Genomic DNA, 23424 nt, shown 5'->3' with positions numbered 1-23424 from the left:
TGCACATCCTAATTATTTACTTTACAGTAAAGTAAATAAATTGTCTATAAGTCTGGGGTCCCAGATATGCTTGATCTAAGTTTTAATTATCGTAAGTTTTTATATTTATTGCCGTTATTGGTTTTTTTAAATGGATGTGATTCTGATCAGCCTGTCACTAAAAATATTCAGCAGGTGGGAATTATCACAATAAAACCAGAGTCCATTGAATCTACTTATCAATTGGCTGGCAGAACAGTAGCTTCTGAAATCTCTCAGGTTCGCCCGCAAGTCAATGGGGTAGTGATAGAGCAATTATTTAAAGAGGGGACACAAGTAAACAAAGGAGAACCCCTTTATAAAATTGATTCTTCACTTTATCGGGATGGTGTTGATGAAGCTGTAGGTAATCTTGCACTTGCTAAAGCAACAGTCAATTCGACTCGTTTGCAAGCCGAGCGCTATAAAGAATTAATTAAAGTAAATGGCGTGAGTCAGCAAGAGCTCGACAATGCTCGAAGCGCATATGAACAAGCAAAAGCTACAGTTGCGGTAAATGAGGCTGTACTTAAAACGGCTCGCACCAATTTACGTTATACGCAAGTTACTGCGCCTATTTCAGGACGGATAGGGCGTTCTTCGATTACACGTGGGGCTTTGGTCACTTCTGCTCAAACAGACCCTTTAGCAACAATTCAAAAATTGGATCCCATGTATGTCGATTTGACCCAGTCGAGTGATGAGTATATGGCACTGCGTAAACAGCTTACTGAAAATGGAATAAAACCAACTGAACTTTCAGTACGTTTGCAGCTTGAAAATGGTACGACTTATGCCGAACAGGGAACATTTAAATTTAGTGATGTTGCTGTAGATGAAGCGACAGGAAGTGTCACCTTACGTGCGGCATTTTCCAATCCCAATAATGCTTTATTACCGGGTCTGTATGTGCGGGCAGAACTAGGAACGGGCACACGGCCTAACAGCATCTTAATTCCTCAAGGCGCACTTTTTCGAGATGCCGAGGGAAATCCACTTGTATGGGTTGTTGGAAAAAATAATAAAGCCGAGCAACGAAAAATTACTTTAGGCCGTGCGATTGATAACCGTTGGTTAGTGACCTCTGGCTTGAGCTCAGGAGATCAAGTCATTGTTGATGGCCTACAAGGCTTAAGTGCTGGCATGACGATTGAACCTACCCCAATGAGTTGAGGATTCCCTATGTTGTCGAGTTTTTTTATTGCACGACCTATTTTTGCTTGGGTCCTCTCTATTTGTATTATGGCGTTAGGTGCAATTTCTATTTTGACTTTGCCGATTGAGCAATATCCCGACATTGCACCACCAGGTGTAAATGTCACAGCAAATTATCCGGGCGCATCGGCCAAAACTGTTGAAGACAGTGTGACCCAGATTTTGGAGCAACAAATTAAAGGGATTGACGGTCTGCTTTATTTTTCATCGAGTAGTAGTTCGGCGGGGCAAGCACGCATAAGTCTTAGTTTTAATCAAAATACTAATCCTGACACTGCACAGGTTCAGGTACAAAATGCTGTCAATCAGGCGCTGAGTCGATTACCTCAAGAGGTTCAGCAACAAGGGATTACTGTAACAAAGTCACAAGGCGATAGTTTACTAGTCTTTGCGCTTTATGATGAAAGTGGGACTAGATCTTCTGTTGATATATCAGATTATATGGTGAGCACACTTCAAGACCCATTAAGTCGGGTTGATGGGGTAGGTGAAATCACTGTATTCGGTGCTCAATATGCAATGCGTATATGGCTTGATCCTCATAAATTAAATAGTTATGGATTAATGCCTGCAGATGTTCGGACTGCGATTGAAGCACAAAACACTCAAATTACAGCGGGAGAATTAGGCGCATTACCTACGCGTGATGGGCAGGCTCTAAATGCAACAGTAACTGCACTATCTCGGTTACAAACTGTAAGCCAATTTGAAAATATTATTTTGCGGACAGAAACAAATGGTGCGGTCGTATTACTTAAAGATGTTGCCCGAGTCGAGCGTGGTGCTGAAAGTTATCAGACTTCTACACGTCTGAATGGAAAGCCAGCTTCGGGGATGTCTATTCAACTTGCATCAGGTGCCAATGCATTAGAGACGGCTGAGAGAGTTAAGGCTGAGGTCACGCGTTTAACTGCCTCTATGCCAGCAGGTCTAAAGGTTGCATATCCACGTGACAGTACTCCATTTGTGGAAGCTTCAGTAAAGGGTGTTATTAAAACCTTAGCTGAAGCGATTGTGCTCGTTATTATCGTCATGTTCATATTTTTGCAGAGCTGGCGTGCGACTTTAATACCGGCAATTGCTGTTCCAGTCGTATTGTTGGGAACATTTGGGGTGTTGAGCGTATTGGGCTATAGTATTAATACACTGACTTTGTTTGCCATGGTTTTGGCAATTGGTTTGCTTGTAGATGATGCAATTGTGGTCGTGGAAAATGTTGAGCGGGTTATGCATGAGCAAAATCTTGATGCTCGGCAAGCCACCATAATTTCAATGCAAGAAATATCTGGCGCACTCGTTGGTATCGCAATGGTGCTCGCTGCGGTATTTTTACCTATGGCATTTTTTGGTGGCTCAGTCGGGATTATCTATCGCCAATTTTCGGTAACGCTCGTATCGGCAATGGTACTTTCGGCAATTGTTGCTTTAACACTTTCACCTGCGCTATGTGCAACCTTACTTAAACCTGCAAATGAAAAGCATAAGCAGAAGAAGTTTTTTACTTGGTTTAACCGTAAAGTTGAACAAGGGCAGTCAGGCTACCGCACAAAACTGCTTGCAGTTTTAGGTAAACCTAAAATATTTATGATCATATTTGTGGGTATTACAGCTTTGTTAGGCTGGCAATATACGCGTATGAATACGGGCTTTTTACCACAAGAAGACCAAGGTTCAGTTATGGTCCAATTTAGTACGCCAGTTGGCACGACACTCGCTGAAACAGAACGGGTTGGTAATCAAATCGCAGATTATTTCTTGACGAAAGAAAAGGATAATCTCAATGTGATTTTCATGGTGATGGGTAGAAACAATGCGGGCAGTGGTCAAAATGTGGGAATGGCGTTTGCTGGACTCAAACATTGGGATGACCGAGAAGGTGGTGAAAATACAGCCGAAGCTGTGATTGCTCGTGCAAATGCGCATTTTAAGTCACTGCGTAACGCACGTGTTCAGGTGCTTTCACCCGCTGCTGTAAGAGGCCTTGGGCAATCAAGTGGTTTTGAACTTTGGTTGCAAGATGCTGAAAATAAAGGACGAGATGCTTTAATCACTGCACAAAATAATGTGTTAAAAGCAGCAAGTGCTGATTCTGGCCTAGCAGCAGTTCGGTTAAATAGTTTAGAAGATAAAGCTCAGTTACAAGTCGATATCGATCAAAGAAAAGCCAGTGCTTTCGGCTTGGCTCAAGCAGATATTAGCAATACGCTGTCGTCGGCATGGGGCGGATCTTATATTAATGATTTTATTGATCAGGGGCGTGTTAAGCGAGTTTATTTACAAGGCGAAGCGAACTATCGCTCTTTACCTCAAGATATTGGGCAGTGGTATGTTCGTGGTTCTAGCGGTGAAATGACGCCATTTTCTAGTTTTTCGTCTGTAAAGTGGCAAATGGGGCCTCAAATGCTGCAACGCTTTAATGGTCTTTCAGCCGTACAACTTCAAGGGTCTGCTGCAACGGGTGAAAGTTCTGGTGGGGCTATGGATAAGATTCAGCAATTGGTCGATCAACAACAAGGCTTTAATCTTCAGTGGAGTGGGTTGTCTTATCAAGAGAAGCTCGCGGGTGGACAAACGATCTGGTTATATTTGGCTTCAATTATCTTTATCTTTTTGTGTTTGGCAGCACTTTATGAAAGTTGGTCTATTCCTGTTTCTGTCATGTTGGTTATTCCTTTAGGTCTTATTGGTGCTGTAGTTGCTGCAAGTCTGGCAGGTTTTGTTAACGATATTTACTTTCAGGTGGCTATGCTTACCACTATTGGACTTTCTGCCAAAAATGCCATTTTGATTGTTGAATTCGCGGCAGCCAAATTAGAAGCTGGTCAAGCATTAATGGACGCTATTATTGAAGGTGCTGGTCAGCGATTACGGCCAATTATTATGACATCTCTGGCTTTTGTTGCAGGTGTTCTTCCATTAGCTGTATCTACAGGAGCAGGAGCTGTCAGTCGAAAAGAAATTGGTATCGCCGTAACTGGTGGGATGATTTCGGGAACTCTACTTTCTATTTTCTTTGTGCCTTTATTTTTTCTTTTAGTTCGGCGTTTAACCAATAAGTTAAATACCAAAAAAGCCAAATGATTTTACAAAACAGAATGTCATTAACAATTAGGCCCTCATGCCATAAATAGCATGAGGGCCTAAATCTGACTAAAAACTTAGAATGTATTTTGAATAATTACATCGTCGTAAGGAAGTTTGCCTACACGTGGGTAAGGCTGAGAGGCTGACTTACCAACTGCAATCATTAAACACACCACATGATCTTCAGGTAAGTTAATGAGCTTTGCCATCGCATCAAAGTCAAAACCATCCATAGGGCAACTGTCTAAACCATGCTCTTGAGCAAGTAACATTAAAGTTTGAGCAAAAATACCCGCACTACGCATCACTTCGTCACGTTGGGTTTGTGGCCGGTCACGGTAATATTGGTCAATTGCGCCAACCATAATATTTTGAACCTCTGGAGTCGCGCCATCCCACACACGTTTAGCATCGGCCTCCCACGAGCTTACTTTTGCACATAGCACAATCAGTAAGGATGACTCTGTAACTTGCGGTTGGTCCCAAGCAATGGTGCGAATCTTTTGTCTGAGTTCAGCGTCTTCTATCACCACAGGACGCCAGTGCTGTAAATTAAACGCACTTGGTGCATTTGCTAAAACTTCTTGTAATAACTGCTTTTTATTATCTTCAGAGATTTGAAAAGAAGGGTCGAAGCGTTTCACTGCACGGCGGTTACGGATGGCATCAATAACATTCATAAGATTTTCCTACTTGTTGGTTTGACCGTTTTTTAAAATAACAAAGAAATGTTTAGGATTGGTTCATATTAAACTGAATTAATCTTGCAATATCGACAGTTCTCTCATAAATAAGTTCCGATGCATTTTCGCAGGCTTGCTCTAATGTGATGGGACCATTAGTTAGCGAAAATGCAGCCGTAACACCGTGCTCATAAAGCGCTTGGTAGCCTTCGCCTAATGTTCCTGCAATGACAATGACAGGAACATTGTGTGTTTTGGCAATTTGACTCACCCCAAAAACTGTTTTACCACTTAAGGTTTGTTGGTCAAATTTACCTTCGCCTGTAATGACCCAATCCGCGTTAGAGATTTTATGTGCAAGCTGATTGAGTTCAGCCACAATCTTAACTCCAGCCTTAAACTCAGCATTTAAATAACTTTTGGCTGCAAAACCTAAACCTCCCGCAGCGCCAGAACCCGCTTCATCTCGTTTATCGAAATCTAAAAGCTTAAGCGAGACATCGGCAAAATGGGTCAGTGCTTCATCGAGTAACTGTACTTGAGCAGGTGACGCACCTTTTTGTGGACCAAAAATATGAGATGCGCCGTTTGGACCACAAAGTGGGTTGGTCACATCGGCAGCCAGTAAAAACCGTGTATGCTGAATACGCGAGTCGAAATGTGTTAAATCAATTTTTGTTAGGTTTTTAAGAGCAAATCCACCTGCGGGTAAAACGTTTTGGTTAGCATCGAGCAAAACTGCCCCTAAAGCACTGAGTAGTCCTGTGCCGCCATCATTGGTTGCACTGCCACCTACAGTTAAAATAATATCTTTTGCACCTGCGTTTAATGCATCCAAAATGAGTTGGCCTGTGCCAAACGTTGTGCTATGGCAGGCATCACGTTCAGCCGGTGAAACTAACTGTATGCCGCTGGCTTGAGCCATTTCAATGATGGCGATTTTTTGTTTTTCTAACCATCCCCATTTTGCTTGAACAGACTGACCTAATGGTCCCATTACGGTTTTTTCACGCCATTCACCTTCACAGACCTCTAACACAGCTTCTATAGTTCCTTCACCACCGTCTGCCATAGGGCATAAAATCGTTTCAGCATCTGGAAAAACGTTTTGCCATCCTCTGGCAATGGCTTGAGCGACGCCCAAAGCCGATAGGCTGTCTTTAAAAGAGTCTGGCGCAATCACAACCTTCATAAGTTCTCTAAATCTGTTTTTTTCAATTAATTTATACTGCTTAAACCCATAAAAACCTACTTAAAATGACGTAAAATTCAGCTCATTACATCATTTCTATTTTTAAAAAATATAAAGTAAATTATGTTTTTATCTGTAAAAATTAAGTCTTTGTATTTTTAAGTTATTGTTATTATTGAATTTAAATAATTTTTTGGTTTGCGCTGAATGATTGTAATTATAAAAAATATGGCACATATTATAACTAGCGTTGAGGCTGCCTCTAAATATCATGAATAAGATAAAAGTGGATTTTTACTTATTTAAGATAAGTAGCAAAATGGCATAGATATAACCATAATTAAGTTGTGAATTTATTGCACCTATAGAATGTGTAAAAGTAATAAGAGGATGAAAAAGTGGATAATTCAGAAGAACAAAAGCATATTCAGGAAAATAACGGCTTTGCACGAATTGAACCCTATACTCATCCTGCGGGCGGGTGGGGAGCACTTCTTAGTGTCGCTCGTAACTTAAAGCGACAAGATATTTTAAAAAAAGGTTCAATTACCTTACTCAACATTAACCAGCCTACCGGGTTCGACTGTCCCGGTTGTGCTTGGCCAGAAAAGAAAGATGCTCACGCATTTAACTTCTGTGAAAATGGCGCAAAGGCAGTGGCTTTTGAAGCGACCAGTAAAACCGTTACTCCTGAATATTTTGCAGGTCACACTGTTAGTTGGTTATCAGAACAAAGTGACTTTTTTCTAGAAGACTTAGGTCGCTTGACCGACCCAGTTCGCTACGATGCTGCAACCGATAAATATGTCGCAATTTCATGGGATGAAGCATTTCAGATTATTGCTAAGCATTTACATGCCTTAGATCACCCAGACCAAGCTGCGTTTTATACCTCTGGCCGTGCCAGTAATGAAGCAGCATTTCTATATCAATTGTTTGTGCGAAGCTTTGGAACAAATAACTTCCCAGACTGTTCGAACATGTGCCATGAAACCACAAGCGTTGGGTTACTTGATTCGATCGGCTTAGGAAAGGGCACAGTCACCCTAGAAGACTTTGATTTAGCCGACGCAATTTTTAGTTTTGGGCATAACCCCGGAACCAATCACCCGCGTATGTTAGGTACTTTACGTGAAGTGTCTAAACGTGGCGGTAACATTATTGCGATTAACCCGATTAAAGAGCGGGGTTTAGAGCGTTTCCAAGACCCGCAAGCACCGCTTGAAATGATGACCAACGGCAGTACGCCAATTAGTCGTTATTATTTCCAGCCTAAAATTGGTGGTGACTATGCACTCATGTTAGGGATGTTAAAGCATTTAAATGAGTGGGATAAAAAAGCACTTGCCTCAGGTAAACCAAGCGTTTTTGACCGAAACTTTATTGCGGTGAATACCGTTGGTTTCGATGAAATGATTGCCGAGGTGGAAAGAACTGAGTGGGCAGATATTTATAAGCACTCAGGTCTGTCGCCTGAACATTTAGAAAAACTCTCTAAACTCTTTTTAGAATCAGAGCGTTCAATTTTCTGTTGGGGAATGGGCATCACTCAACATCGCCACGGAACCGCTAACGTACATATGCTGGCAAATTTATTGTTGGCGCGTGGTCAAATTGGCAGACCGGGTGCAGGACTATGTCCGGTTCGTGGGCACAGTAACGTGCAAGGCGACCGCACCATGGGGATTAATGAACTGCCTAGCCCTAAACTACTCGACAATATTGACCGCGTGTTTGGGATTAAATCTCCTAGAAAAAATGGGCATGGTGTGGTTGAAACCATTAAAGCTATGGCTGAAGGCGAGGTTAAAGTCTTTATTGGTCTAGGCGGAAACTTTGCAGTAGCGACACCAGATACACCGTATACCCAAGAAGCACTTAGAAAGTGTAATTTAACCGTTCATGTCGCAACCAAGTTAAACCGTAGCCATTTGGTTTGTGGTAAAGAGGCTCTGATTTTGCCATGTTTGGGCCGTACCGAAATTGATGAGCAGCTTCATGGTCCACAGGCCATTTCAGTCGAAGATTCGATGAGTAATATTCATTTGTCGGCTGGGCGTAATACCCCAATTTCTGAAAATATTTTATCTGAACCTGACATCGTGGCAAGAATGGCTGAAGCCGTGCTGCCAGACAGTAAGATCAAATGGAAATGGTACATTGAAAGTTATGACCGTATTCGTGACTCAATTGCTGAGGTTTTTGATGAGTTCCATGATTTTAATTTACGTGTCTATAACCCAGGTGGTTTCCATCTAGAGCACCCGGCTAATCAGCACATCTGGAACACAAAAAGTGGTAAAGCACAGTTTATGATTACACCACTGAGTGAAGTCTATGGTGATAAAGAAAATCAATATGCTGCCGCCTATACCGATAGCAAAGTTTATACCTTAATGACCACTCGCTCTCACGATCAGTACAACACTACGCTATATGGTCTCGATGACCGTTACCGCGGAGTCTTTGGGCAGCGCCGTGTGTTATTTATGAACCAAGCCGATATTGATGAAGCGGGCTTTGAAGCAAATCAGTGGGTTGATATTGAAAGTGTTTTCTCAGATGGTATTAAACGTATTGTGCATAGTTTCCGTATTGTGCCGTACAACATTCCACGTGGCAGTTTAGCTGCGTACTATCCAGAGACCAATCCTTTGGTGGCGTTAAGCAGTCATGATAAATATGCCAAGATTCCAGCTTCAAAAAGTGTTCCTGTGATTTTGCATGCTGGTGATGCACCTGCACACTTTAATTTGGCAACGGCAGTTGACCCTGAAGATGCAGATAAGAAAGTAAGTAACCTTTAAATTAACAGCGATATTAAAAGTGTAATTCAAACAAATGGCGCTCTAAACAAGCGCCATTTCAAGATAAAGGAAATTATTTTGACACCACATTCTTATGGGGTTGAAACATTACAAGTAAAGCGGTTTAAAAAAACCGAATCTGAAAGTGTTTTAGATAATATTGTTCAAGAGCATCCGATTGCTTTGGTATATAACGGCATTTCTCATGCAGTGATGATGGCAACGCCTACCGATGTGAAAGTGTTCGCTAAAGGTTTTAGTCTGTCCGAAGGAATTTTAACAAGTTTAAAAGAGTTGTACGCCATTGAGATTTATGAAAGTGAATTGGGAATTGAAGTGAACATGACCATTTCATCTAGAGCATTTGCTGCGTTAAAAGAAAGGCGGCGTATGTTGGTGGGTCGTACAGGCTGTGGTTTATGTGGGATTGAAAGTTTGGAGCAGCTTCAGCTCGATATTTCTAAAATTACCATCGAACCTTCCAAAGAGTGGCTTGAACAAATTCCAGTCGCGATTTCTCAATTAAAAGATCAACAAAAAATTACTGCCTTAACAGGTGGCGCTCATGCCGCTGCTTGGGTGGTTCAAGGCAAAATCATGGCTTTGTTTGAAGATGTCGGCCGTCACAATGCCTTAGACAAACTACTAGGTTATTTAGCTCAAGAAAACTACGACACCAGTTTAGGTTTTGTTGTTATGACCAGTCGTGCAAGCTACGAATTAATTCGTAAATGCGCTCAGCTTAATATTGGTTTATTGGCTTCAATTTCTGCCCCAACCAGTATGGCTATTCGGCTCGCAAAAACTTCTGGCCTAACTTTAGCAAGCTTTTGTCGTGGAGATGATTTCGTTTTATACACATAAAGGTCATGCATTGAAATATTGATCAGATCAGCTCAAATGCTAAGAATGATCAAACACAATGGAAATATACATTTCTATTTTGCCTAATTTTAAGTTAAGCACGAACTTTATACTTTATGATCAGACTTATGTAGTTCAGAGTGTGTCCCAGTGGCTTGGTTACAGTCCATAAAAGATTGGGCAAAACGTCTAAAAAAACAAATTATTATGCTTTGGTTTGCATCAAAGCATCCTCAAATGCCGATATTGCCTAAAATTTTGGCTGTGATTGCTGTTGCCTATGCTTTTAGCCCCATCGATTTAATTCCAGATTTTATTCCTATTTTAGGTTTTGTTGATGATGCTTTAATTTTGCCCATTCTTATTTGGTTAGCTGTTCGTTTTACGCCTAAGCAAGTCATTTTAGATGCAGAACAACAAGCTGATGAATGGCTAGAACAGCAGGAGCGAAGACCTCAAAATTATTTGGTCGCTGTGTTAATTATTTTAGTTTGGGTAACGCTAGCAGTAATGGCCTATTTCTATTTTGGTGGTGGTTTGTAAGCCTTAAATGTGCAAGATATAGAAACATGAATATAAAGGCATTAACATTGTGCTTTGCTACAACTCAAAGGATAATAACGTTTTTATAAGCTTTGAGTTGCAGATAATGAAAATCGTCGCAGATGAAAATTTGGCATTTACCGATTACTTTTTTTCAGAGTTTGGCGATATTCAACACCATGCGGGACGCACCTTAACACATGCAGATGTAAAAGATGCAGAAGCATTATTGGTTCGCTCAGTCACTGCGGTGAATGCAAGCTTAATCGAAAATACAGCATTAAAATATGTGGGTAGTGCCACAATCGGAACCGATCATTTAGATATTCCTGCTTTAGAAAAACAAGGGATTACATGGGCAAATGCAGCAGGTTGTAATGCGCAGGCAGTTGCTGAATATGTCATTACTGCTTTACTTCATTTAGATATGAACCTTTTAGAACAACAAGAAAAATTTACGTTAGGCATCGTTGGCCTTGGAAACGTCGGTAAGCGTTTGGCATATATGGCCCAGTTGCTTGGCTGGAACGTGATTGGCTTTGACCCATTTGTGCAGTTAGATTCAATTAAAAATGTGAACTTTCAAACATTGTTGCAACAAGCTAATGCAATTTCAATTCATGTACCGCTTACCAAAAATGGTGAACATGCGACGTATCATCTGTTTAATGAGCAAGCGTTTGCTGCACTTCAACCGAACACTATTTTAATTAATAGTGCGCGTGGTCCAGTCGTGAAAGAGGCGGCTTTAATCGAAGATATTCAGCGTACAAAGCGTAAAGTTGTGCTCGATGTGTTTGAGCATGAACCTGTCATATCTGAAGAGCTTATCGATATGTTGGCTTTAGCAACACCGCATATTGCAGGTTATAGCCTTGAAGGGAAGGCTCGCGGTACGCAAATGATTTATGAAGCGTTCTGCCAAAAGTTTGGGTTTGATATAAATAAACGTTTCGAGACGCAGTTGCCTGCATGTGACGACTATTTTTCAGGCAATGATTTAAAAGCGGTGTTAAAGCAAAAATTAGCTCACATTTATGATATTGCTCAAGATGATGCCAATATTCGTGCCTGTATTAAAGAGGGCAAAGTAGAGCAAAAAGCATTTGATTTATTACGTAAGAATTATCCGCTGCGCCGTGAATGGGCAGCCCATGGAGGACCGCAGGCATGAGCTTAAGTTATCAACCAACTTGTTCAATTGATGCCTTAAAAGCACGTGCTAAGCTTTATAACCAGATTCGTCAGTTTTTTGCTGAACGTGATGTCATGGAAGTGGAAACACCGATTGTTTCACAAGCAGGTGTCACCGATGTGCATTTAGCGTCTGTTCAGACTTTACGTCATATTAATGGCAAATTGCAGACTCAATATTTACAGACTTCACCTGAATTTGCTATGAAGCGTTTGTTGGCGAGTGGCAGTGGGCCGATTTATCAAATCTGTAAGGTTTTTCGAGACGATGAACACGGGCGTAAACACAATAGTGAATTTACCATGCTCGAATGGTACCGTCCGGGTCTAGACTTAAAAGCTTTAATGCATGAAACCGCCGATTTATTGCAGACTTGTTTGCAGCATCGTTTTGGTGAAGTTCGTCCATTTATTTTAAGTTATAAACATGCTTTTCAAGATCGTCTAGATATTAACCCTTTACAAGCAACATTGAAGCAACTCAAAGATACGGCAAATCGTGTGGGATTAAATCTTGATTTAGGCGATGACCGTTTAGCTTACATGGATTTATTATTTTCGCATTTTGTTGAACCAAGTTTAGGGTTTGATGCACCTGTTTTTTTAACTGACTTTCCACCAGAAATGGCGTCTTTGGCAAAAGTGAAAGTAGATGAAGATGGGGAAGAGGTCGCAGCACGTTTTGAGGTTTATATTGAAGGTTTAGAGCTTGCCAATGCTTACGATGAATTGCTCGACGCAGAGGTGTTACGTTCACGTTTTGAAGCAGACAATGCAGAGCGAGCTAAGCAAGGTCTTCATGTGATGCCTTTAGATGAGCATCTTTTAGCAGCGTTGCCTCATATGCCAGAATGTTCAGGAATTGCTTTAGGTATAGACCGCTTACTCATGGTTGCAATGGATCAGGTCAAAATTGAAAAAGTCATAACATTCCCAGCAGAAATTGCTTAAAAACTGACAAATAAAAAAGCCACAATATTGTGGCTTTTTTATTGAGGGTTTATTTAGCTTAAGCTTGTTGAATACCAGCAACAACCCAGTCTTGCTGAGAACCAGCAGGTTTAACAAAGTGCCAGATTTCAGTAAATGGTTGTGGCAAGCTGTTTAAATCTTCACTCACAGTACCAGTGAAGCGTACGCTTACAACGTATTGACCATTTTCAGTCGCGCTGTCTACAACCATTGCATTTAAGTTACTAAATTCAGCAACGTCTTGATCTTGGTTTTCCATGATGTCGTTATACATAGAACTATAAAGTTCTGGTGTTAAGTAACGGCGAATTTCTTCAATATTACTTGCAGTATTCATCGATTGGATGTGATTAAAACGTTGACGTGCAATACGTAAGAAAGCAGCAGGTTCACTACCATCTGGAAGTTGATTGCCATTGCTTGTTGTTGCACCGCCAAAAGGAGCTTGGGTTGCTGCACCGCCACCAACAGATTGACCAAAGATATTTGTATTATCTCCAGCATTACGTGGTGTCGCTTGTGGTGCAGCAGAACGACCAAATGGGTTTTGACCGTCGTTATTTGGTGCGTAAGGATTATTAGCTGCTAATTTTTTTTTTGCGCCCAATTTGCGGAAAACAAAAAAGGCTAAAGCTGCTGCGAGTAATACCCAAAGCCAGCTAGGAATTCCACCTTTTTTCTCTTCTTGTTGGGCTTGAGCAGCTTGTTCTGTTCCAGCTTGAGTTGCTTGATGTTCAGTTGATGTTGGTTTGTCATCAGCTAAAGCATTTGCTGCAACAGCACCTACGGCAGCACCAGCCACACCAGCTGCAACCATTGAACCAACACCCGGACCTGATCTTTGAGGTGCCGTAGCAGGTTGTTGAGCAGGAGTCACTTGACGAGGTTGTTGATAAGACTGGCTTGAAGTAGTAGAACGTGCCATACCGTGGCTTTTACCACCACCTGCACGTTTAGCTTCAGCAAGAGGAGAAATTGCTAAAGCAGCCATTAAAATACCGGTAATCAAGCCACGCTGGTGTACTTCCATAGGAAATTCCTGTTTAAAGTTAATTTATAATAGTATTTATGCAGGTATTTACTCTAAATTTCAACCTTAAAAGTATGTTTTTTTATGTCAATTCATCACTGAGTTGCATCGCTTCGGTCAACGCTTCATGCAAGCGGGCAACGGCAATGACTTGTACTCCCGGAATTGCTTTTTGCGGTGCATTACCTCTCGGTAAAATGACATATTTAAAGCCATGTTTTGCAGCTTCTTTTAAACGCTCTTGTCCGTTAGGAACTGGGCGAATTTCACCAGAAAGACCAACTTCACCAAAAACTGCAAGCTGTTGAGGTAACGCTTTAGTACGCAAACTTGAAGCGCATGCTAATAAGACAGCCAAGTCAGAACCTGTTTCGGTAATTTTTAGACCACCTACAATGTTCACATAAACGTCTTGTCCAGTAGTTTGAACACCACCATGACGATGCATTACAGCAAGCAGCATATTTAAACGGTTTTGCTCAAGGCCCAATGCGACACGTCGTGGTTGACCTTGGGCATCATCTACTAAGGCTTGAACTTCAACTAACAGAGGGCGGGTTCCTTCCCGGCTAATCATAACAATTGAACCAGGAATCGCTTCATCATAACGGCTTAAGAAAATAGCAGAAGGGTTGGCAACTTCACGCAAGCCTTTATCTGTCATGGCAAATACGCCAAGTTCGTTCACTGCACCAAAACGGTTTTTAACAGCACGAATCATTCGATAACGTGAGTCTGATTGACCTTCAAAGTAAAGTACACAATCCACCATATGTTCTAAAACACGTGGACCTGCCAGTGCACCTTCTTTGGTCACGTGCCCAACAAGAAATAGCGCCGTGCCACTATTTTTTGCATAGCGTGTAAGTAATGCCGCAGATTCACGAATTTGAGAAACACCACCCGGTGCCGATTGGAGTGTTTCGGTGTAAAGAGTTTGAATCGAATCTAAAATAGCAACCGCAGGCTTTTCTTGTTCTAAAACTTCACAAATTCGTTCAACACAGGTTTCGGCCATGGCTTTTAATTTGTCAGTTGGCAAATCAAGTCGTTGAGCACGAAGAGCAACCTGAGATAACGATTCTTCACCCGTAATATAAAGTGCAGAGCTTTTTGCACTTGCCATGTGGGTCGCTGTTTGTAAGAGAATGGTTGATTTACCAATGCCAGGGTCACCGCCAATCAGTACGACTGAACCCGTAACTAAGCCTCCGCCAAGTACTCGATCAAATTCGCTGATACCTGTCTGTAAGCGTGTTTCATGCGAAACTGAAACTTTATTTAGTGTTGTAATATTTGCGACTTGACCTGCATAGCCTCCAATTTTTGGACGTGCGCGGTGAGCAGTGGTCGGCTCAAGTTTGACTTCAGTCAGAGAATTCCATTCACCACATTCTGAGCATTGACCAGCCCATTTAAGATGATCGGCACCACATTGCTCGCAACGGTAAACAGTTTTGACTTTGCTCATAAAAAATTGAAATTTTGCTCGATATTATATAAATATAGTTCTTAGGAAGTTCTTCATTCTTGTTTCCTGAAATTTTCGTAAAAGATAATGAGGAAATTTGAAGGGTATTTCTAAGGAACTAGTAAGGGAAAGACGTCAAAAATAACACGATATAGGATTTTTACAAGTCAGATAGAGTTTGTTTTAAATGGATATAAAAATCTAATCGATCCCCAAGGAAGGTGTTTTTACTGATGTATGTATCTAACTGTTTATTATAGATATGGCATGGATATTGCTGAAGTGAAAAACGAACAAAATAATATGAGTATTGTATCTTAAAGATACAAAAGGTTGATATCTATGAGTGCAGCAGAAATTGTTGATTGGGTAAATAGCATAATTTGGAGTAAAGGGCTTATTTATCTGTGCTTAGGTGCAGGTTTATTTTTTTCTATTTTGACAAGGTTTGTTCAAGTACGCCAAATGAAGGAAATGGCTAGACTTTTAATAAAAGGTACTTCTTCAGAACAAGGGATTTCATCTTTTCAGGCTTTAGCGGTTTCATTATCAGGGCGAGTAGGTGTAGGTAATATTGCTGGTGTAGCGGCAGCAATTGGTTTCGGTGGACCTGGTGCTGTTTTTTGGATGTGGTTAGTTGCATTTTTAGGAGCAGGCACTGCATATGTAGAGTCAACTCTAGGGCAAATCTATAAAGTTGAATATCAAGGACAATATCGTGGTGGCCCTGCTTTTTATTTTGATAAAGGCTTAGGTCAGCGTTGGTTAGGCGTTGTGTTTGCTATAGCAGCGATTGTTTCTTGTGGTTTGTTCTTACCAGGGATCCAAGCAAATGCTGTGGGTAAGGCATTTACACAGATTACAGGTGAAGGAGCAATTATATTTGGCGATATTGGGTTATTTAAGCTTGTTGCACTTGTAGTCATTGTTGGTTTACTTGCTATCATTATTTTTGGTGGGATCAAACGAATTGCACGTTTTGCTGAATTTGTGGTTCCTTTCATGGCAGCTGGTTACATTTTAATGGCTGTCGTTATCGTTATTGCTAATATTCATGAATTACCTGGTGTAATTAAATTAATTTTTGAAGATGCTTTTTCTCCTATGGCAGGCCTTGGTGCTGCGATCGGTTGGGGCGTAAAACGTGGTGTTTATTCAAATGAGGCGGGACAAGGAACTGGTCCTCATGCCGCGGCTGCTGCAGAAGTTCAGCATCCTGCTCAGCAAGGTTTTGTACAAGCATTCTCCGTTTATGTAGATACTTTATTCGTATGCTCTGCAACAGCATTCATGATCTTAATTACCGGCAAATATAATGTGCAAGGAACATTAGAAGCTGGTCAATTCATTGTGCAACATGTTGGAGCTACTGTAGAAATAGGTTCTCCTGCATTTACCCAGATGGCAGTGAGCACAATGTTTGGTAATTTTGGTCAAATCTTTGTTGCTTTAGCGGTTTTCTTCTTTGCATTCACCACCATAGTTGCTTACTACTATATTGCTGAAACCAATATTACTTACCTAAGTTATATTACAAAATCTCCATCATTATTATTTGTGACCAAGTGCTTTATTATTTTATCAGTATCTTATGGGGTATTAAGTGCAACTGGCTATATATGGGGAATTGGCGATATCGGTGTAGGTTTAATGGCATGGATTAATATCGTTGGCATTATAGTGACTTATTTTGTTTGGAAACCAACGATTAAAGCACTAAAAGATTACGAGGAGCAGCAAAAAGTTGGAGTAAAAGAATTCACATTTGATCCTGTTAAATTAGGAATAAAAAATGCGACATTCTGGGAAGAAAGACTGAAGAATAAGCAAAAGTAAATTTTTAAAAGATTACTGTATTTTTTGTCTCTTCATCAAAAAGGCTACCTCATCGGTAGCCTTTTTATATAGGTTGGAGTTAAACAAGTGCGACAAAAGTTGACTTGATAGTCCGTTGTATTGCAGAAGGCTTGTGCGTATTATCGGCCCTAATTGTATGTAGCTTAAAGTCATTAGCAATACAGACAAATATTGGTTAGCTGAAAAGTTGTCAAAAAATATACATTTAAAAGATACCTGCAAATGGTGCGATATCGTCTTTTTGATTTGATTTTAGCTAACGGACTAAAAAAATTACTGGAGTGTATTTATAAAATGTCGAATCAAAATCTGAGCGAGCCTCATGAACAAGGTGAGCTCCATCGAAGCCTCTCCAATCGGCATTTACAGCTGATCGCGATTGGTGGTGCAATTGGTACCGGATTATTTATGGGATCAGGCAAAACAATTAGCCTCGCTGGTCCGTCGATCTTATTCATTTATTTGATTATTGGTGTGATGGTGTTTTTTGTCATGCGTGCGCTTGGCGAATTACTTCTTTCAAATCTTGCCTATAAATCATTTATTGACTTCACAACAGATTTAATCGGTCCATGGGCAGGTTATTTCGTCGGATGGACCTACTGGTTATGTTGGATTACGATTGGTATCGCCGATCTGTCTGCAATTATCTATTACTTACAGTTCTTCAATAATGGTCTGCCTTTCTCACCTGTCGAAGGGGCGATGATCAGTGTTGCGGCTATTGTATTTATTATGGGTTTGAACCTACTGACAGTACGTTTATTTGGTGAGTTAGAGTTCTGGTTTGCGCTCATTAAGATTCTTGCGATTATTATTTTAATTGCTGTGGGTCTATGGATGATTTTTACTGGCTTTACTTCGAGTACTGGTGAAGTTGCTTCATTTACTCATCTTTGGGCGAATGGTGGTTTCTTCCCAACAGGCGTACATGGTTTCTTAGCTGGTTTCCAGATTGCAATCTTTGCCTTCGTTGGTGTAGAACTTGTGGGAACAACAGCTGCCGAAACGAAAGATCCAGCCCGTAACTTACCAAAAGCAATTAACTCAATCCCAATTCGTATCATTATTTTCTATGTGTTCGCATTAATTATTGTAATGTCAGTAACACCATGGAATAAAATTGATCCGGCGATCAGTCCATTTGTAAACTTGTTTAGTCAAGCTGGTGTTGCAGCTGCAGCGATCTTGATGAACTTGGTGGTGTTGTCTTCAGTAATGTCATCAATGAACAGTGGCGTGTTTTCAACAAGCCGTATGTTGTTTGGTTTATCGCGTGAAGATCAGGGACCCAAAGCTTTTGGTAAATTGAATAGACGTGCGGTACCTGCAAATGCATTGTATTTTTCTGCTGCGTGTTTGCTGTTAGGTGCAGCATTACAGTATTTCGTACCCAATACCGTTGAAGCATTTACGCTCGCAACAACACTTTCAACGATTTTGTTCATTTGCGTGTGGTTACTGATTATCTGGAGTTATATCCGTTATTACACTACACGTCCTGAGCTACATGCAAAATCAACATTTAAATTACCTGGTGGTCTATTTACATGTTGGATCACGATTATTTTCTTTATTGGTATGATTTACGTGTTGTCTTTAGAGCCAGATACGTTTAAAGCGCTTAAAGTCAGCCCAATTTGGTTTATTATCTTAATCATTGGTTATTTCTTCTTCTATAAACCGCGTCATAAAAAGTAATTAAATTTATTTAGTTATGATCAAACGCCGGCTGAAAAGCTGGCGTTTTTTATGCATATTGTTTTTCTCTTTAAGTTTACTCTTTAGCCGTCTGCATGATCACGGTATACTGCATCGAATTGTTTAAATCAGGTGCTCAGATGCGTCGTGTCATTTGCCTCATCAGTTTATTGAGCAGCAGTATTTTACTAAGCGCTTGCGGTCAGTCAGGAGCATTACAGCTACCTTCTGATCCGAATTATGACAAACGCGCGAAATACTTGCTCTATCGTAATAAAGAACAGAAACAAGTTGTGCAACAGGATGAACAAGCTGATCAGCCAGTTGAATCATCAGCCCCAACCCAAACAACTTCACCTTAAGCTTTGAAATAAGGACACATTCATGAGTTTCACTCGCATTAATGGAGTATTGCACGCAGAGCAATGTTCTATGGAGCAGCTTGCGCAGCAATTTGGCACACCTTTGTATGTTTATTCAAAAGCAGCTTTTGAAAAACATTACTTAGATATGGATCGTGCTTTTGATTTTATTGATCATCAAATCTGTTTTGCGGTGAAGTCTAACTCAAATTTAGCTGTTCTTAATGTATTGGCAAAACTTGGTGCTGGTTTTGATATCGTATCAGGTGGTGAGCTTGCACGTGTTTTAAAAGCGGGTGGAGATGCATCTAAAGTTGTTTTTTCTGGCTTGGGTAAAACTGAAGCTGATATTGAAACATCGTTAAATGTAGGCATTGCTTGCTTTAATGTAGAGTCTTATGCCGAACTAGATCGTCTTCAAAAAGTTGCAGCTCGTCTAGGCAAAAAAGCGCCGATTTCCTTACGTGTAAATCCAGACGTAGATGCAAAAACACATCCTTATATTTCAACAGGCCTTAAAGAAAATAAATTTGGTATTCCAAGTGATACCGTTTATGAAACTTATCAATATGCGGCATCTTTACCAAACCTTGAAATCATTGGAATTGACTGCCACATTGGTTCGCAATTAACCGAGACTAAACCATTTGTTGATGCTTTAGATCGTGTCATGGTGATGATCGAAGAGTTGAAAAAACTTGGTATCAATCTTAAACATATTGATATCGGTGGTGGTTTAGGTGTTTGTTATAAAGATGAAACACCACCAAGTGTTGAAGAATATGCAAATTCAATGAAACCTGCTTTAGAAAAGCTAGGTCTCAAGGTTTATATGGAACCGGGCCGTAGCATTAGTGCAAATGCAGGTGTGCTTTTAACCAAAGTGGATTTACTCAAACCAACGAGCCATCGTAATTTTGCCATTATTGATGCAGCAATGAATGATTTAATTCGTCCTGCATTATATGAAGCTTGGATGGATATCCAACCTGTGGTACCAAGTTCAGATACTGAAGAAAAAACTTGGGATCTCGTGGGTGCAATCTGTGAGACAGGTGATTTCATTGGTAAAGATCGCTCATTAGCGTTAAAAGAAAATGACTTGTTAGCTGTTCTAGGCGCTGGCGCTTATGGTTTTGTAATGAGTTCAAATTACAATACTCGTGGACGTGCCGCAGAAGTAATGGTGTCTGGCGACAAAGCCCATTTGATTCGTGAACGTGAAACAGTTGAATCCCTTTGGGAAAAAGAAAGTTTATTGCCTGAGGAGTAAATGAAATGTTATTAGAATTTACTAAAATGCATGGTCTAGGCAATGACTTTATGGTGGTTGATCTAATCAGCCAACGTGCCTATTTGGATACAGAAACAATCCAACGCTTAGCCGACCGCCATTTCGGTATTGGTTTTGATCAACTTTTAATTGTTGAACCACCTGATTTGCCGGAAGCAGATTTTAAATACCGTATTTTTAATGCTGATGGTTCTGAAGTTGAACAATGTGGTAACGGTGTGCGCTGTTTTGCTCGCTTTGTACATGAGCGTCATTTAACCACGAAAACTAGTATTACTGTTCAAACCAAAGCAGGGATTGTTAAACCTGAACTGGGGCAAAATGGTTGGGTTCGCGTGAATATGGGCTACCCGAAATTCTTGCCGAATGAAATTCCATTCATTGCTGAACAACCTGAAGCTTTATATACACTTGAGTTAGCCAATGACCAAAACATTAGTATTGATGTGGTCAATATGGGCAATCCTCATGCTGTCACTATTGTTCCAGATGTATTAACTGCAGATGTTGCTGGCATTGGCCCACAAGTTGAATCACATAAACGTTTCCCTGAACGTGTGAATGCTGGCTTTATGCAAATCATTGATGAAAAGCATGTACGTTTACGTGTATTTGAACGTGGTGTAGGTGAAACACTTGCATGTGGCACAGGAGCTTGTGCGGCGGCGGTAAGTGGTATGCGCCGTGGCTTATTGGGTAACTCAGTGGAAGTTGAACTTGCTGGCGGTAAGCTACAAATCGAATGGCAAGAAGGTGATGTGGTCTGGATGACGGGTCCAACAACTCATGTATATGATGGGCGTTTGGATTTACGTTATTTCCAAGGTTAAGTAAGATTTGTCTTAGGGGAAAGGCCTTAAAATAAGGCCTTTCCCCTTTATTTTTACAAGAATAAATATTGAGAGAAAAATGCAAAATAGAATTAGAGGAGCAATTTATGGTTTGCTGATTGGTGATGCTGTCGGTGTACCATATGAATTTCATTCAGCTTTGCAGCTTCCACCTTACTCACATATTGATATGATTCCACCTAAAGATTTTAGGCGAACTTATCCAGATATCCCAATTGGAACATGGTCAGATGATGGAGCTCAGGCTCTATGCTTATTAGCATCACTATTGCATTGTCAGAAACTCGATAGTATCGATTTTGCTAACCGTCTTCGCAATTGGTACCGTTATGGTTATATGGCGGTTGATTATCAAGTGTTTGATATTGGAGTACAAACTGCTCAGGCGTTACAACGTTATGAAGCTGGGGTATCTGTAGAAGAGATGGCTAATGCAGATGAACATTCGAATGGTAATGGAGCGTTGATGCGCACATTACCTTTAGCATTATGGCATAGAGGATCTGATCAGCAATTAGTTGAGTTAGCCTATCAGCAGTCTCATTTGACCCATGCTCATCTTCGATCAAAAATTTGCTGTGCTTTATATTGCTTATGGGCAAAATATTTATTGAAAGGACAACCAGTTAATGATGCTTGGAAATCTAGTATTTCTATACTGATGCAACTTTATAAAAATAGTGTTAATGAACAACAAGAACTTAATCATATTATTGATTCAGCACATGAGAAAGAAGTATCGGGCAGTGGCTATGTAGTGGATTGTTTACATTCAGCTCGTTTTGCTCTGCAACAAGGTAATTATGAGGATGTCATTAAAACGGCTATTTCCTTAGGACAAGATACTGATACAACCGCTTGTGTTGCAGGAGGACTGGCCGGAATTGTGTTTGGATATGAAGGGATTCCACAAATATGGTTACAGCAGTTAAGAGGAAAAGAATTGCTAGAGCCGCTATTAACACGATTAGAAGAAGCATGACATGAATTTAATTTTCTTACCCGGTGCATCAGGTAGTACAACATTTTGGCATCCATTAATTGAAAAATTACCTCCGCATTACCAGACACAAATTATTGGTTACCCTGGTTTTGGAGATATACCTGAATCCTTTGAAGTCAAAAGTTTTGAAGACCTAACAAACTACGTAGTCAATCGGATTAATGAAGAATCTGTAATTGTTGCGCAATCTATGGGGGGCATTTTTGCTGTTGCGGCAGCGTTGCAAAAAACTCAGCTGGTGAAAGGGCTAGTTTTGATTGCAACTTCTGGTGGAATTAACCTTGAAAGATTTAATGTACAAGACTGGCGAGAAGCATATCGCCAAGCATTTTTAAAATATCCAGATTGGTTTGTTACTACTAATGCCAACTATGAAGAGTTTTTATCAGATATAAACATTGAAACTTTATTAATCTGGGGCGATAACGATCCAGTGAGTCCCGTTCAGGTGGGACAATATTTAAATCAAAAGTTTGAGAATTCGACGTTATATGTTGTGAAAGGTGGGGACCATCAATTGGCAGAAAAACATGCCGATGAAGTTTCAGTTCAAATAAAAACCTACTTAGAAAAACTAAAGTAGGTTTTAAAGTCTTATTTAGCGTGCTATCTATCAGCACGCTTTTTTAAAATTTATCTTTTACTCAAAGCCAATTTCAAAGCAAACAACACAAAAATACTGCCCGTAATTCGGTCCATATATTTCACAAATTTGGGTTGCTTAAGGTAACGTAACAGTGGTTGCATAGCCAAAATTAATAAAATTGACCATAAGGTTCCAATCACCACATGAATCATTACAAGCCCCATAATCCAAGTGACAGCCGATGCTTGTGGTGGAATAAATTGTGGAAGAAATGAAATATAAAAAATTCCGACTTTGGGATTAAGTAAGTTACCCAAAAAACCTTTAATAAACCAATTTTGTGAAGAAGGGACATTGGAGTTGCTTTCTTGCATGTCTGAAAGTTGGCTACGCGGTTTTAAAATCATATTCAAACCTAGCCAAGCTAAATAAGCAGCCCCCATCCATTTCAGAATATTAAAAGCTAAATCAGAAGCCATGAGCAAAGCACCCAAACCACAAGCAACCACAATTCCCCATGCAATACAGCCAAGGCTAATACCTACTGCTGCTTGAAATGCTTTCGATTTTCCTTCAAGAGTAGCAGTACGAATAATTAAAGTCGTATCCAGACCAGGTGTAAGCGTAAGTAAAGTAATGGCAATTAAGTAGGGAATGAGTATGGTAGTCATGACAGCAGGGTTCCGACGAATACTTA

General features: G+C 40.4%; 19 protein-coding genes. 14 read left to right on the top strand and 5 right to left on the bottom strand.

What is annotated here, in order from left to right:
- The first annotated feature begins 66 nt into the window (after positions 1-66).
- Both adeD and adeE read left to right on the top strand, forming a co-directional pair.
- A complete protein-coding gene (gene adeD / locus ACT53H_RS04000; RefSeq protein WP_476008663.1) occupies positions 67-1191 on the top strand; it encodes a multidrug efflux RND transporter periplasmic adaptor subunit AdeD in 1125 nt (374 codons plus the stop codon).
- A 9-nt stretch (positions 1192-1200) separates the two neighbouring features.
- Positions 1201-4314, top strand: coding sequence for a multidrug efflux RND transporter permease subunit AdeE (gene adeE / locus ACT53H_RS03995; protein WP_476008662.1), 3114 nt, complete (start codon positions 1201-1203; stop codon positions 4312-4314).
- Between the two features lie 77 nt (positions 4315-4391).
- Here the strand turns inward: adeE and ACT53H_RS03990 are convergent, their stop codons facing one another.
- Together ACT53H_RS03990 and ACT53H_RS03985 are read right to left on the bottom strand one after the other, a co-directional pair.
- Entirely contained in the window at positions 4392-4997 is a 606-nt protein-coding gene (locus ACT53H_RS03990; protein ID WP_174731911.1) for a nitroreductase family protein, read from the bottom strand.
- A gap of 52 nt (positions 4998-5049) precedes the next feature.
- Positions 5050-6192: a glycerate kinase gene (locus tag ACT53H_RS03985; RefSeq protein ID WP_476008661.1), complete on the bottom strand. Its 1143-nt coding sequence runs from the start codon at positions 6190-6192 to the stop codon at positions 5050-5052.
- A gap of 398 nt (positions 6193-6590) precedes the next feature.
- On the opposite strand from ACT53H_RS03985, the gene ACT53H_RS03980 reads away from it, so the two are divergent.
- From ACT53H_RS03980 to epmA, 5 genes are all read left to right on the top strand, one after another.
- Complete coding sequence (locus ACT53H_RS03980; RefSeq protein ID WP_476008660.1) at positions 6591-8999, top strand: FdhF/YdeP family oxidoreductase; 2409 nt, start codon at positions 6591-6593, stop codon at positions 8997-8999.
- Between the two features lie 78 nt (positions 9000-9077).
- The gene (gene fdhD, locus ACT53H_RS03975; RefSeq protein WP_476008659.1) at positions 9078-9863 is read left to right on the top strand and encodes a formate dehydrogenase accessory sulfurtransferase FdhD; all 786 of its coding nucleotides are present in this window, start codon (positions 9078-9080) and stop codon (positions 9861-9863) included.
- Positions 9864-10013: 150 nt separating this feature from the next.
- Positions 10014-10406 (top strand): YkvA family protein, encoded by a 393-nt coding sequence (locus tag ACT53H_RS03970; RefSeq protein WP_049837281.1) that lies wholly within the window; start codon positions 10014-10016, stop codon positions 10404-10406.
- A 106-nt stretch (positions 10407-10512) separates the two neighbouring features.
- The gene (locus ACT53H_RS03965) at positions 10513-11580 is read left to right on the top strand and encodes a 4-phosphoerythronate dehydrogenase (protein ID WP_476008658.1); all 1068 of its coding nucleotides are present in this window, start codon (positions 10513-10515) and stop codon (positions 11578-11580) included.
- Positions 11577-12551, top strand: coding sequence for an EF-P lysine aminoacylase EpmA (epmA, locus tag ACT53H_RS03960; RefSeq protein WP_005307666.1), 975 nt, complete (start codon positions 11577-11579; stop codon positions 12549-12551). Before ACT53H_RS03965 ends, epmA begins: the two co-directional genes overlap by 4 nt.
- Before the next feature lie 58 nt (positions 12552-12609).
- Here epmA and ACT53H_RS03955 read toward each other — a convergent pair whose 3' ends face one another.
- The gene (locus tag ACT53H_RS03955; protein ID WP_013197042.1) at positions 12610-13602 is read right to left on the bottom strand and encodes a Tim44 domain-containing protein; all 993 of its coding nucleotides are present in this window, start codon (positions 13600-13602) and stop codon (positions 12610-12612) included.
- Positions 13603-13684: 82 nt separating this feature from the next.
- Positions 13685-15073: a DNA repair protein RadA gene (radA, locus tag ACT53H_RS03950; protein WP_004790569.1), complete on the bottom strand. Its 1389-nt coding sequence runs from the start codon at positions 15071-15073 to the stop codon at positions 13685-13687.
- Between the two features lie 342 nt (positions 15074-15415).
- On the opposite strand from radA, the gene ACT53H_RS03945 reads away from it, so the two are divergent.
- The 7 genes from ACT53H_RS03945 (at position 15416) to ACT53H_RS03915 (ending at position 22724) form a co-directional block, all read left to right on the top strand.
- Entirely contained in the window at positions 15416-16909 is a 1494-nt protein-coding gene (locus tag ACT53H_RS03945; RefSeq protein WP_476008657.1) for an alanine/glycine:cation symporter family protein, read from the top strand.
- A 315-nt stretch (positions 16910-17224) separates the two neighbouring features.
- Complete coding sequence (locus ACT53H_RS03940) at positions 17225-18631, top strand: amino acid permease (protein WP_174731640.1); 1407 nt, start codon at positions 17225-17227, stop codon at positions 18629-18631.
- 140 nt (positions 18632-18771) lie between these two features.
- On the top strand, positions 18772-18993 hold the full coding sequence (lptM, locus tag ACT53H_RS03935; protein WP_004790575.1) for an LPS translocon maturation chaperone LptM: 222 nt from the start codon (positions 18772-18774) through the stop codon (positions 18991-18993).
- Between the two features lie 22 nt (positions 18994-19015).
- Complete coding sequence (lysA, locus tag ACT53H_RS03930) at positions 19016-20266, top strand: diaminopimelate decarboxylase (protein ID WP_151964215.1); 1251 nt, start codon at positions 19016-19018, stop codon at positions 20264-20266.
- Between the two features lie 5 nt (positions 20267-20271).
- Positions 20272-21117: a diaminopimelate epimerase gene (dapF, locus tag ACT53H_RS03925; protein WP_005307649.1), complete on the top strand. Its 846-nt coding sequence runs from the start codon at positions 20272-20274 to the stop codon at positions 21115-21117.
- Positions 21118-21196: 79 nt separating this feature from the next.
- Positions 21197-22120: an ADP-ribosylglycohydrolase family protein gene (locus ACT53H_RS03920; RefSeq protein WP_476008656.1), complete on the top strand. Its 924-nt coding sequence runs from the start codon at positions 21197-21199 to the stop codon at positions 22118-22120.
- Between the two features lies 1 nt (position 22121).
- Positions 22122-22724: an alpha/beta fold hydrolase gene (locus ACT53H_RS03915; RefSeq protein ID WP_476008655.1), complete on the top strand. Its 603-nt coding sequence runs from the start codon at positions 22122-22124 to the stop codon at positions 22722-22724.
- A gap of 50 nt (positions 22725-22774) precedes the next feature.
- On the opposite strand, the gene ACT53H_RS03910 is transcribed toward ACT53H_RS03915, so the two are convergent.
- On the bottom strand, positions 22775-23398 hold the full coding sequence (locus ACT53H_RS03910) for a LysE family translocator (RefSeq protein ID WP_476008654.1): 624 nt from the start codon (positions 23396-23398) through the stop codon (positions 22775-22777).
- Positions 23399-23424 lie beyond the last annotated feature (26 nt).

Source organism: Acinetobacter sp. DMC2 (genome assembly GCF_056314305.1).
The sequence above is the reverse complement of the archived record's forward strand: the minus strand, read 5'-3'. Positions and strand labels throughout refer to the sequence as shown.

Bases quoted from the DNA above. Each gene is read 5' to 3' on its own strand.
- epmA (WP_005307666.1), top strand. From the start codon at position 11,577: ATGAGCTTAAGTTATCAACCAACTTGTTCAATTGATGCCTTAAAAGCA.
- ACT53H_RS03955 (WP_013197042.1), bottom strand. From the start codon at position 13,602: ATGGAAGTACACCAGCGTGGCTTGATTACCGGTATTTTAATGGCTGCT.
- radA (WP_004790569.1), bottom strand. From the start codon at position 15,073: ATGAGCAAAGTCAAAACTGTTTACCGTTGCGAGCAATGTGGTGCCGAT.
- ACT53H_RS03965 (WP_476008658.1), top strand. From the start codon at position 10,513: ATGAAAATCGTCGCAGATGAAAATTTGGCATTTACCGATTACTTTTTT.
- adeD (WP_476008663.1), top strand. From the start codon at position 67: ATGCTTGATCTAAGTTTTAATTATCGTAAGTTTTTATATTTATTGCCG.
- ACT53H_RS03985 (WP_476008661.1), bottom strand. From the start codon at position 6,192: ATGAAGGTTGTGATTGCGCCAGACTCTTTTAAAGACAGCCTATCGGCT.
- ACT53H_RS03915 (WP_476008655.1), top strand. From the start codon at position 22,122: ATGAATTTAATTTTCTTACCCGGTGCATCAGGTAGTACAACATTTTGG.
- ACT53H_RS03945 (WP_476008657.1), top strand. From the start codon at position 15,416: ATGAGTGCAGCAGAAATTGTTGATTGGGTAAATAGCATAATTTGGAGT.
- ACT53H_RS03910 (WP_476008654.1), bottom strand. From the start codon at position 23,398: ATGACTACCATACTCATTCCCTACTTAATTGCCATTACTTTACTTACG.
- ACT53H_RS03940 (WP_174731640.1), top strand. From the start codon at position 17,225: ATGTCGAATCAAAATCTGAGCGAGCCTCATGAACAAGGTGAGCTCCAT.
- ACT53H_RS03990 (WP_174731911.1), bottom strand. From the start codon at position 4,997: ATGAATGTTATTGATGCCATCCGTAACCGCCGTGCAGTGAAACGCTTC.
- dapF (WP_005307649.1), top strand. From the start codon at position 20,272: ATGTTATTAGAATTTACTAAAATGCATGGTCTAGGCAATGACTTTATG.
- ACT53H_RS03920 (WP_476008656.1), top strand. From the start codon at position 21,197: ATGCAAAATAGAATTAGAGGAGCAATTTATGGTTTGCTGATTGGTGAT.
- lptM (WP_004790575.1), top strand. From the start codon at position 18,772: ATGCGTCGTGTCATTTGCCTCATCAGTTTATTGAGCAGCAGTATTTTA.
- lysA (WP_151964215.1), top strand. From the start codon at position 19,016: ATGAGTTTCACTCGCATTAATGGAGTATTGCACGCAGAGCAATGTTCT.
- adeE (WP_476008662.1), top strand. From the start codon at position 1,201: ATGTTGTCGAGTTTTTTTATTGCACGACCTATTTTTGCTTGGGTCCTC.